The 12,500-nt window shown below is 59.3% G+C and carries 4 protein-coding genes and 2 pseudogenes; 3 read left to right on the forward strand and 3 right to left on the reverse strand.

Going from position 1 to position 12,500, the window contains the following annotated elements:
• On the reverse strand, positions 1–1,258 hold a 1,258-nt coding region (locus tag AC1DPX_RS23705), incomplete at its 3' end, for a VCBS domain-containing protein (RefSeq protein ID WP_477239839.1).
• 1,239 nt (positions 1,259–2,497) lie between these two features.
• Positions 2,498–3,544, reverse strand: a pseudogene (locus AC1DPX_RS23710) (IS110 family RNA-guided transposase).
• 1,167 nt (positions 3,545–4,711) lie between these two features.
• Here AC1DPX_RS23710 and AC1DPX_RS23715 point away from each other — a divergent pair.
• Positions 4,712–8,485 carry an SIR2 family protein gene (locus AC1DPX_RS23715; RefSeq protein ID WP_477239840.1) on the forward strand — a complete coding sequence of 1,258 codons (3,774 nt, stop codon included), beginning with the start codon at positions 4,712–4,714 and terminating at the stop codon, positions 8,483–8,485.
• Positions 8,486–8,991: 506 nt separating this feature from the next.
• Entirely contained in the window at positions 8,992–10,893 is a 1,902-nt protein-coding gene (locus AC1DPX_RS23720; protein WP_477239841.1) for a P-loop NTPase fold protein, read from the forward strand.
• Positions 10,894–11,268: 375 nt separating this feature from the next.
• On the opposite strand, the pseudogene AC1DPX_RS23725 reads toward AC1DPX_RS23720, so the two are convergent.
• Positions 11,269–11,439: pseudogene (locus AC1DPX_RS23725) on the reverse strand (helix-turn-helix domain-containing protein); the annotation flags it as partial.
• A 307-nt stretch (positions 11,440–11,746) separates the two neighbouring features.
• Between AC1DPX_RS23725 and AC1DPX_RS23730 the strand changes: the two are divergent.
• Positions 11,747–12,373 (forward strand): hypothetical protein, encoded by a 627-nt coding sequence (locus tag AC1DPX_RS23730; protein ID WP_477239842.1) that lies wholly within the window; start codon positions 11,747–11,749, stop codon positions 12,371–12,373.
• The last annotated feature ends 127 nt before the right edge of the window (positions 12,374–12,500 follow it).

Consider the following 12,500-nt stretch of genomic DNA (forward strand, 5'->3'; position numbering starts at 1 on the left):
TCTCCTTGACCGTGTAGGTGAACTGATCCGTCGCCGTGGCGCCCTGGGCGAGCGCGTTGSTGTCGGTGTCGGCATTGTTGAGCGTGTAGGTGTAGCTGCCGTTCGACCCGATGATGACCGAGCCGTAGGTTCCAACCACTGCCAAGCCGACATTGCCGGCCACGCCGTTGACGGCCGAAACCGTCTTGSYGTCGCCGGTGTCGACGTCGGTGTCGTTGGTGAGCACGTTGCCGGTGGCCGAGGGATCGCCGGCGAAGGCGATGTTGCCGGGGTTGACGCCGGACTCGGTGACCGCGTCACCAGCATTAGTGTCGGCGACCGCAATCGGAGCGTCGTTGGTGCCGGTGATGGTGATCGTCAGCTGCGCAGTGTCCGTAAGTCCGTGCGGGTCGCGAACGGTGTATGTAAACACCTCAGTGACTGTGACCCCGTTCGCGAGCGCATTGGTGTCCACATCGCTGTTGTTGAGGTTATAGGTATAGGTGCCATTGGCATTCAAGGTCAGTGAGCCATAGGTGCCCACCAACGCAGATCCGACCGTGCCAACACTTCCTGATCCGGATTCCGTACCTGTCCGCACCGCCGACACGACCAGCGACGCCTGGCCGTCGTCGGAATCCGTGTCGTTGGCCAGCACATTGCCTGCCGCCGTGGAGACGCCCGAAAACGGTATATTCCCAGGGCCAACGCCAGCCTCTCGGACTCCAGTGGCATCGTCGACACCGACCGGGGCGGTTGGGTCGACTCCGTAGCGCACCTGCTCAATCGCTGAGACCTTGAGGTTGATCGTGGTGAATGTGAATTCTGCTTGACCTGCCTGGCCAGTATTCGCGTTCGAATTTGCTGCGATGAAGGTGCGAAACTGGGTAATTTCAGCGTTAAACGCCGTCATGAATGACGAGTCGGCCAGTTGAGCATTGCTCAGGTAGATAACGAGCGTATCAATTTCGGCGGTGCCTTTCGCAGCATTGCCGTTACCGCCGTCGTAGACGTCGTAACCGGAAAAGGCTGTTTGTCCGGCGATTGTACCTGTGCCGTAAATCTGGGTTCCAATCTTGTACTGGTTTTCCCACGCTCGATAGATAAGCGTGTCCGCTCCCGATCCGCCCAGAACCGTATCGAATCCGCTGCCACCATCGAGCGTATCGGCGCCTGAACCGCCGTTCAGGCGATCGTCTCCAGCCCCCCCTGACAGCACGTCGTCGCCGCTGCCGCCGACCAGATTGTCGTTGGTGCTTGTGCCAATGGTGGTTGCCATGCCCCGCCCCTATCGCCCTTGTTGTTGTTGTTGTCAGTCATGGGAATTGCCGGCGCCGTCGCGCCGCTTACCAGATTGTCGCTCAAAAATTGCAAACCTATGCGGGCAAGTTCGCCTTCGCCAACAAACGGCTTGATCCTGGGCTAGAGCACCAGGATCAGATGAGTTCGCATTCGGACCAATGACATTTGTACAGACGCCAAGCGCCCACGATCGCGAGTCCGCCGGATACCGGATGTCGATTGGATCTTCGCAATTGGCAGACGCGGAGTTCCTATCGGTTGAGGGGGAAAACTCATTGTCGATGGAGCAAAGTGCGATTGCGGCTAAATCGTTGCTCAACACATCGAGAGCAATAACGGTCAGTGGCGTAGAAATGAGGATGGCCGCATTTTCGGCAAAACTGCATACATCGCCTCCGGTCGGCGTTGTATTTGGAAATGATGTCTTAGTTCCGTTGGCGTCCGTGCTTTGACAAGAAGCCATTTAACCCCACCCCTCTACTCGTACACGAGACAGATGCCCTCCACATCTGTTCACACTGCCGCATCGACAGATTAGTCACTCTCCACCTGAAACAGTACGATCAACATGCGAATTTTGGCGTACCCAGTCGCAGCAAGGCCACAGTGCCGCGATCAGCCAGACATCAACATGGCCGTCCGAGAGTAAGTCTTGACCACAACATGTAGCGGCGACGAATCTGGTAGCCGCGCTGCGTTCCCTTTAGTCCCCATGACGCCCTCTCTCGGCCTGCCGGCCAGGACCATTTTTTAGAAGGCGCTTATATATTAACATATTCTTAACGCCAATGAAGAGTAAGCGTCAATATCCAAATGGAAGAACGGTTAACGCTGGCGATGTAATTAGCGTTGCGGGCTGCGGGCCTGCGGCATGCGGCTGGCGACTAAACGAGGTCACAAGCACGCCGTCGTCGCCGTGGCGCGCAAGTTGGCGCCGATCATGCACCGCATCTATGGACCGGCTGCGCGGTGCAAGGGATTTCGAGACGAGGTGGCCTATTTCGGTCCTCGCCGATATATCCGGCCTCGCATGGGAGTCTATGCTGCGGGCCATTATGGAAATCCGCACATACCTGATCTTTTTATGTGGCAGGCCTCTGTCGGCCATGCGCGCATCCAGGTCTCAAGTGCGCCGGCGACGCCGCTGTGCCATCCGCTTCAAGTCACCTCGCAGACCGTGGCAGGAGGATCAACGACACTCAGAACATCTTATGCCTTACACGAGTTTGGTGGGCGGCTCGGATTCTCGTGCAAACGAACGACCGTGGCAGAGCACGCTCCACGCAATGCGTGCGAGTTTGTTGGCCAGTGCCGCAGCCAGGACGTTGTCATGGAGCCGCCTGGCTGCAGCGCTCAACCATCCTTCAAGGCCAAGCTTGGCCCAATTTCGGGGATTCGCCAGCATGGCGCGCCCTCCAACGATGAAGATCGTTTCGCATATTTTTTGCCACGCTTGCTCAGCCCATCGAGTGCCGTTCTGTCGCCAGTGGAGAGCTGTTTTGGCACCAAGCGGAGCCAGGCCCCAAAGTCGCGGCCCTTCGAGAAGGCTGCGCCATTGCCGATCGTGGCGACCATTGCGCTCGCGGCCAAAGGACCGATCTTCGGAACCCCATCACCCGTTGGCAGCTCTCGTCCTGGGGCGCGAGCGTCTGGATTTCGCGGGTCACTGCGTCGACCCGATCGTCCAGCCGGCGCCAGTCCTGCGCCAATTCCTCGACAAGACGGACCATGCGCGGCGAAAGCACGTCGGTGCGCTGAGCCATCACAGATGGCAGCATCTGGCGCACTCCTGCAGGCCCTTGCGGTATGATAACCCGCACTCGAGAAGGAAGCCGCGAAGTTGGTTGATGACTGGGCTGCCGTGGTCGACGAGCCTGCTGCGAACCCCGTGCAGGGCTTGAAGATCGAGCTGTTCGGCGCTCTTGATCGGCACAAAACGCATCGTGGGTCGCTGCACCGCCTCGGCAATGGCCTCGGCTTCGCGGGAGTCGTTCTTTTGCCTATTCCGGAAGGGCTTGACGAACTGTCCCGGCATCAGCCGAACGTCATGGCCCAAGACCGCCAGTCGGCGGCCAATGTGGTGTGGTCTGGCACAGGCTTCGACGCCCCCGAGGCACGGCTTGAGGTTGGCCATGTACCGATCCAGTCGTCCACGCGGCAGTTTCTCGCGCATGATCACTTTGCCACGCGCATTCATTCTGATCAGATGAAAGCTGTTCTTGCCAAGACCCATACCGATCGTGACGACACCGTCGTCAAACATAGCGATGTCAGTCATGGTGTGCTCCTTTCGCGATTGCGCTTCTGCAGCCTTGCCGTCGCGCCAACGGAGCGCGGCCGGTCCATACCATTATGTAGAGTGACGGCACGTCGGCGATCCGGCCGCGGGTGAGGGCGACGCCGCGCGGCGCGCCCATGTGAAGTACCGCAAGCTGCTGGGAGTGCATCGATGAGCGGTGCGGCGGCATTTGAAACGCATGGCGCCGGCACGCTGACGAACGCCATCTGAACAAGGAGATCCGCTCCGGCGGATGAGGACCGATGCAGACCAGGAACGACGGAACGCACGTTATCCCGCCTGCGGCCGCGCCGATCGACAGACGGCCGGACCGCGCTCGATTGCCTGTGACGCTACTCCGTCAGTCTGATGCAAAAGTGCGCCGCGACGGTTCGGGCGCTGCAAATAAGCAGCGAAACTAACCCGTCGCAGAGCGCGGAAGAGTGCACGGCGCATCGGAACCCGACGCCAGAACGCGGGATCGTAGCGCAGAGCATAGATTCGTATATTATCGCGCAAAGAGAAAGGAACGACGATGGGCAGAAAGTATCGACAAATACGACCGATTTAGACGGCAAGATAAAAGGCCGCACCTTGTGCTGCTTTCGGTTGATTGAGTTTATTAGGTTTTTTTGCGTCCTCCGCACATTATGAGTTTTTGCTGCAATGTGCGCTCCGACGCTAAACAATTGCGTTAGCTCAGCAATTGGCAATGTGACTCACAATTGGCGATTGCGATTGTCCGCGGATATTGTGGAAGTTGCGCACCACCGTCACGCTGGCTCGTGAAGTACAACGCCCGCTTTGCGCCACGCTCAAACGATGCGTCGTACGAGTCATCGATCAACTGCCCGATATGCTTGAGCGCCTCGTCGTCAGTCATCTTTGAGAAGCTGCGTTCGCATCTCTTGTAGAGAGCTTCGAGATCGGATTGGTCGGACATTTGACTGGTTGGCCTAGACCTCTGAGGAAGGAGGATTCGTCTCGGACGCTCTAAGAATGACGGCCCTCGCGACGCCAATCAAATGACAGGACCGACGGATCGCAATGGTGCCCCGGCAGCGATTTTGCGTGACTAAGAATTGTTGGTCAATCTTGTTCAATCTCACCCTAAAATCTTGTGTTACGACCTGTTTTGGTCATGTTGGAAAAATGCGCTTTGTCGAAAATGGTCCATCACTGCCTGCCCACCTGCTTGAGGAACAAGCACAGGGCAATGTGATCTTCTTCTGCGGCGCCGGGGTTTCGATGCCAGCCGGGCTCGACAGCTTTTGGGCGCTGACCAACCGCATCATCGATACGCTCGACGCGACCAAGGCACGCAAGGCGCTGGCCGACAAGGAAAGCTTCGATCGCGTATTCAACGTGCTCGTGCGCGAGTTCGGGCGCGAGGAAATCGACAGCCAGATCTATGCCGCACTCGGTGTCGGTAAGCCTCGTACGCTCAAACATCATCGCGATATCCTCGCGCTGTCGCGCGGGGCGAGCGGCAACCCCCAGGTCGTCACCACCAATTTCGATAGGCTCTTCGAACAAGCCGGACGGGATGTTCGGCCAATCGTTCCACCGGGTCTGCCCGACATCGAAATCAATCAACCGATCCGCGGCGTGGTCTATCTCCACGGCCGCCTGGCCGATCCGCGGCAGCCTGAAGAAATTCCGAGCTACGTCATCGGCAGCAGCGACTTCGGCCGAGCCTATCTCGCCGAAGGATGGGCAACACGCTTCGTGAAGGCGCTGCGTGAAAAGTACACGATCGTATTGCTCGGCTACAGCGCGGACGATCCGCCGGTGCGCTACCTGCTCGAAGGCCTCAACGTCCGCACGGGCGTCATCTACCAGTCACCAATCTACGTCTTTACCGACCGGTCGACCGACGACGCGGAGGAAATCTGGCAGGATCGCGGCGTCACGCCGATCTGCTATACGCCCGACAAAACGCACTCGGGATTGTGGCGGACCATCACGGCCTGGGCAAAGGCGGCGCGCTCACCGGATCGCTGGGCCGATGAGGTTCTGTCGCTCGCGCGCCAGTCACCGGCCGAGCTCGAGCCGTTCCAGCGCGGTCAGGTAGTCCAGCTGGTGAGTACGACGAAAGGCGCGAAGGCATTTGCCGATGCCGATCCAGCGCCCGGTGCGGAATGGCTGTCGGTGTTCGATCCGAACGTCCGGTATCTCGCCCCCGGTCAGGAATCGCGTAACCGCGACGCCAAGGAGATCGATCCGCAGGATTTCTACGGACTGGACGACGATCCCTTGCGGCCTTCGCCCAATGAGCGCCGGACGGTTCCCGAAAACGCGCGCAACCCGCTTGCCTGGCAGAAAGGGGATGGCGTCCAGCCGGAGCGCATGACGCTGCAGGGCGGCGGCACCTTGTGGAATTATCCCCTGCCCGACCGACTCCATCACCTAGCGCGTTGGTTCGGCGCGCAAAGCCACGAACCGGCCGCCTTGTGGTGGGCGTCAGCCTATTATCGTCCCAATCCGCACCTGCTCTGGTTCGTCTCGAACCGGGTGCGCAGCCGGTACGGCAAGGACATGCCGCCGACCTCGCAGACTCTGTGGAACCTCTATCTCGAGGCGCTCGACATGCTGCCCGAGGAAGAGGGCGGCGACAGCTGGTTCGCGTTCGAAGGCATGCTCAAGAGATCCGGCTGGACACCGGCGGTGGCGCGGTTCTTCGAGCGCTGCGTCACCCCCTTTGTCGAAATCTCCCGGCCTTTCATGTCGCCGCCGCGCCCGCCCCTCGAGGATTGGGACAAATTGCGCCTTCGCGACGTCGTCGAACTCAAGGTGGCATCGCTCGACCGGCACAATCATGATGTGAAGTGCCCGCCCGAATCGTTGGCGCAGGTCGCGCAGATCGTCCGGGGATCGCTTGAGCGCATTTCAGCGCTGCTCGACGAGATCGGCGACCTCTTCTGGCATCCACCGACACTGCTGCCCGAGGCGGATAATGACGGATTCTCCGGCAAGAAGTCGCACAACGTCCTGTGGTTCAGGACAATATACCTCGCTTTGTTCGCGCACGATCCGGACCTTGCGCGCCGTGAATTCCTCGCCTGGTCAACCACCGAGACGCGCATCTTCGCCAAGTTCCGGCTCTGGGCAGCGGCTGATCCGAAGATCGCCACCGCGGCTGAGGCGCTGGCGATCATCGTGTCGCTCCCGTGCGAAACGATGTGGAATGCCTATAATCAGCGCGAACTGCTCCACCTGATCAAGGCGAGATGGGGCGAATGGTCCCACCGGCAGAAGCGGACGGTCGAGCGGTTGTTGGAAGCTGGACCGCCTACCTATCGTGACGAGAGGCGCCAACAATATCGCGAGCGCCGCGCCGCCTACGCCGCCACCAATCTGCGCTGGCTCGAGCTGCAACAGTGTCAGTTGACTGCCGCTGGTCAGCACGCTCTCGCCAAGCTCAAGCTGATTCATCCCAAATGGAGCGACAGCTGGGCGGAAGATGCCGACGACAGCCATGACGGCCGTGGCGGCTGGGTCCGGGAGGTCAGCGACCCCGGCGATCTCGACCTTCTGCCGCTGGATCAGGTGGTGGACACTGCGCTGGCGCGGACAAAGCGTCCGATCCGGGAACTTGCGAGCTATCATCCTTTCCGGGGCCTGGTCGAAGAACATCCCTACAAGGCGCTGGCCGCGCTCCGGTCCGCTTACCGCAAGGGCGCGTTCCCGGCGCAACTGTGGGGCGACCTGTTCAACAAATGGCCTAAAGACACGACACCMAAACTGCGATGCCTGCTCGCGCATTCGTTCATACGGCTCAGCCCGGCGCAAGCGATCACGCTGCGATACGAAGCACCGAACTGGCTCGAAAAGCATCTTCCCGCGCTATACGCAAATGGCCGTACCAACGCGCTCGCGATCTTCGACGGGTTCCTCCACCCCTTCCTGTCGGGCGCGCCCGACGCGACCGACAGTGGCATCGGCGCGACCACGATCGGCGGTGTCGAGCAGCAGCAGTCGGAAGTGTCGATCAGCAAGGCGATCAACAGCCCGATCGGGACGCTCACTCAGGCGCTGTGGAAACTGACGCCCCAAAAGGCTAAGCGCCACAAATCGTTGAACCGCAATCTCGCCAGCCGGTTCGAAGCGCTAGCCGCCGCGCCCGGCCATGGCGGTGGCCATGCCGTCGCCGTCCTCACCCAGCATATGGGCTGGATCGACTATTGCTTCCATGACTGGGCGGAGGCGTTCCTGCTGCCAATGTTCCAACTCGATCATCCGCTCGCCGAAGCGGCTTGGCATGGCCTCGCCTTCAATCGAAACGCCATGCCCGCGCCCTTCTGGCAGCAGCTCAAGGCGCCGATGCTCAAGATTCTGAAGGGCGAAGCCGACTGGACGCTCGACGAACAGGAGCGCGACTATTTTGGCTCGCTGCTGGTCTGGTTGTCGCGGCCGGTGCCCGATTTCGCGCCGCTGTTCAGCTTCGAAGAAATTCGCGACGCGCTCACCGCGATCGACGACGATCTGCGCGGCCGGATCCTCTGGACGCTGGGCAACAGCCTTCAGGAGCATGGTCAATGGGTCGAGTTCATCAAGCCGTTCATCGAGAATAGCTGGCCCCGCGCTCTGCGCTATCGCAGCGACGAGACCACGCGCGGCTTCATCCAGATTGCCGAACAGGCAGGTGACCACTTCCCGGATGCCGTGAAGACGATCCTTCCGCTGATCCGCCCGGTGCCAAACGCCGACATGCTGACCTATCGCATTTCGAGGGACCGCAAGGACAAGGAGAATATCGCCCGCAACCACCCGCAGGTGGCGATGCGATTGCTCAATGCGATCACGCCCGATGACCGCGCACGTATGCCCTACGAACTGGCGGGGGCGCTCGATGCGCTCGCCGAGCTCGATCCGCGCATTAAGGACATGCCTGAATATCGTCGCTTGAAAGACCTACTTGAATAAGCCCGACGGTAGCCGAACGACCGCTATCAGGTTGAGGGCCAGCCCAAAAACTCAGGGCGCAATTTCGCGGCCTGTTTGTTCGATCTCCGGCGGGCTGAGCCATACCGATCGCGGCCGAGACCGGACCGTCTGATCTTGGCAGGCGCAATGTCGATAGTAGCTGTTCTGCAGCCGAGCCCCAACCAGAACGTTCGGACATCGCGGGCCGAACGTTGGCTTCGAACCCTTTGACCGATGCCGTAAAGTGAATGATGGCCGCCTTGGCGAACATGACACCCTTGGAGAAAGTTTCCGTCTGTGTCCGGCTTGAGGCGACAAGGCGTGAGCTATATTGGAACGGAGAGAATGTCCCGCCCGGAAGCTCCGCTGATCCGCACCGGTACGGCAGAATTCGCTAACAGCCCGAAATGTTCGGCTGCACGGCGCTAGAAAGTCTTGGGCATAATAAAAGTTGATACCACGAACGCAGTGTCGGTCCTCTTGCACGCAGATCAAGGAACGAGTTGATGGACGAGACTGTATCTAGAGCGAGCCACCGAGAGGCGGAAGAGTACCTCAGCAGATACCTTGCAGCGGATGGGACCGATTATGCTGTCATGATCGACGGTCCGTGGGGCTCGGGCAAGACGTATTTCTTGAAATCGTTCCTGGATCGGCGCAACGCTTCGGTGCTCAACTGGGATCCCTTGAGTGCGAGCGGCCGCTACTGGTACGCGTCGCTGGCCGGAGTGAGCAATGTCAATCAAATCTACGAGCAGTTCTTTGCATCCGAACATGGCAAGTCCGGCCGGATCGCCACGGAGATTGCGCTGCGTGCCAGCGCCTATTTTTCGAAAAATACGGTAGGCACGCCGGAAGACGCGGCGAAAATCCGTCGCGCCATGCTCGATCCGCGCGAACGAGTGCTAGTGTTCGACGACCTCGAACGTTCATCGATGCCCGTGCTTGAAGCGTTGGCAATCGTGTACTCGTTCGCAAAGGACGGTGTAAAAGTCATCGTTGTTGTGAACGAGGAGGAAATAACGTCGCCGGTGCGCAACACCGATAAGACGCTCGAGGAGGCTGAGCCCGCGCGATCGGACTACGAACGGCAGAAGGAGAAATTCGTCAGCAAGACGATCAGGGTTGGTTCGGACGCCGAAGAGGTCTTGCCGTTATTCACTGCGCGGATGACGTCGCCGATCGCGAAGGCGTGCGTGGAGCGATCCACGGAAACAGTTTTGGGAGTGTTCCGAGCGTCCAAAATGCAGAATCTCCGAAGTCTCCGCCAGGCCATTGAGGACTTCGACCACTTAGTCGGCATGCTCGAAGCGACGCTGAGGGAACACCCCAAGGCAGTAGACGCGATCCTGGTTTATCTCATCGCGGTTGAGATGGAGTTTCGTGGCGGCACCAAGGGGATGTCGGTCGAAGGCATCCGCGCCCTGCGTTCAGAACGCTGGTCGAGCCTGCTTGGCAAGGGTCCGAGCGGGACTGGAGTTCGCCTACTGGCGTCCTACCCCATGGTGTCTTGGAAAGATCCGATCATCCCGTACGAGCATATGGCAGCGCTGCTCAAAGCAGGAACAATCGCAATCGAAGAACTTATTAATCGGGTTCAGTCGCACCCAGCAGTTGCCCCACCGCAAAGTCTAGCCCCTTGGAGAGCCCTATGGGACTGGACGTCTTTGACGAGGGCACAGTACGTTCAGTTTCGAGACCTTTTGGCAGGGCAACTAGCCAATCGCTCGATCCTCCATCCCGGAGAACTACTCCATGCGATCGGCGAGGTTCTACGACTTCGTAAATTTGGTGACGACCTGATCAACGGGGCCGATCCAGACGCGTACTTCAGACAGTATGTCGATGAGGTGGTTGCCGACCGGCGGCTTCAACCTTTGACAGAATTGTTCGGTTTCAGCTCTGGCTCGCATGCCGGTCTCGTCTATCCGGAGAATGACACCCCTGAATTCCAAGCGCTCAGGGACCTGGTCCGTGGCGGTGTCGGGAGAGTTCGGGACGCGAAATTGGCTGACATGCTCCCAGCCTTCCTGGCGGATTTACGAGTCGATCAGCGCGCAGCTCTCCGCCTGAACAACTACGGAGAGAAAGAAGGCAACCTGCAGGGCGTTCCGTTCCTCCAACTCTGCAATCCCAAGGAGTTCGCCGAACTACTCGTCGATGGGTCGGCGCCACGGGAGACCGTGATGGCCGCATTCCTGGATCGTTACTCGAACGATGTTCACGAGAAGTCACTAGCGGCGGAACACCCCTGGGTCGAGGATGTCGAAAGGGAGTTTGCGGTGTTAGTGGACCGGGAGGCCCCTCCGTATAAGCGCCTTCTGGAGTACCGACAGAGTTGGATGAAAAGCGAGCTGGACAAGAGCCTTCGACGCACGGGAACTCCCGCAATCCCACCAAGCACATAGTGTGTACGAAACATTGCTATAGGCATCGTGACACCAGCCTTTTACTTGATGGTGTAAGCGGCCGTTTGCCCATGGCGCCACGAACTCGCCTTGTCCTGCATAGTTGCTTTTGATCTGGCGCTGCACGAATGACCGCGTCCAACGCGAACAGCAGACGCGTCGAAACGGTGATCCGCGCTGCGTCGGGTGACCGCCAGAGGTTGATCCATCGGAAGAACGCCTGCAATTTACCCGTTGTAGGCCGCCACTGCCCAAGCTGCTGGCTGCTTTCGAGAAATCGCTGATATTGCGCGAATGTCCGAGATGCTGCGCAAACCCGCCGCTCGCTCGCTACGGCGCTTTTTACGGCGCGCTCGCGAGCGGCTACGCGCGGACCTATTCTGAATGACTGCCGTTCGCTTTGCGAATGAGTGCTTCCGGCTCCATTCCTAACGCGTCGGCGATGTGCCCAAGCACACTTGCTGAAACATCAGCGCGTTCAAGGGCACTTATATAGCGGGCGACCAGGCCGGAGCGCTCTGGCAATTCTTCTTGAGTCATGTGCCGCCTGGTTCTGGCTTACCGACTGTCTTAGAGCCTAGACCAGCCTCGACAAGTCGTCGGAAGGCCTCCGATCTGGTGGGTAGATCGGGCTGATTTCGGCGCCATTCGTCAACGCGGGCAAGCAAGTCACTCGTAAGCCGCAGCTCGAAGCGCTCAGTTTTGTTATCAATAGCATCGGGCGTGTTTGACAATGCTTATGTCCGTAATGTACGGTATGTACGTAAATTGTGGTTTGCGCTTTGCGGCCGAACAACGTGCACGAACACGTCGCTCGGCCTGACCACAACCCAAGCTGATTGGAGCTCGGATCATGGTTGATTCCGACAATACCACGACTTTGCCTTTCGTCATCGGCGGCCAACGCGATGAGCTCGAGAGGCCGGGGCCCCAAGGCACAGATTCCGCTTTGAGACTATGGAGCGAATGGCAACGAGCTCGACATGCCTCATTGCTGTTGTGTCGAATTCAGCAGCGGATGGAGGCGCGAATGATCGCCAATACCGGAATTCAGGTATTGACTGCGGCCGAGCCGATGCCGTGGCAACTATCAGTGCCTACTACGGGTCTAGACTCTGAGCATCTCATAGCTTGCGAAGCCGAGGTCTTTGCGATGACCGAAGCTCTTAAGCTTCAAGATTCGATCCCCGAAGTCGCGGCTACGTCGCTCATCGGCGTCATCGCCAAGTTGGAAATGATCGCTGGGGCTGATCGAGATATTGGTGACCCAACCGACTTCCCGTGGCCGCACATAGCTTCCGTACTGCGTGACTTAAAGGCGATCGGAGGGGATTTGCCGGTTGGTTGCCGGAGCCGGGAAAGGACGCGGAGCGATGTCGCCAAGCATTGGGAGTCCGCAGTCAAGCTCGTCGCGGCGCTCAAAGAGGAAGGCGAGGCGGAGCAGGGTAGCGATGTGGCCGACTTCCGACACGCCCTCTGAAGTGATGGTGGGCCTGGATGTGAGCATCAGGACGTTCCCACTTGTCGCCTGCAGCCCGACCTAATGATTGAGACGAAACCGCACGACGCAAGTCATTGCACGCTGTGGCCCTACTTCGTGAACTTCG

Source organism: Mesorhizobium sp. 01N446 (assembly GCF_056399285.1).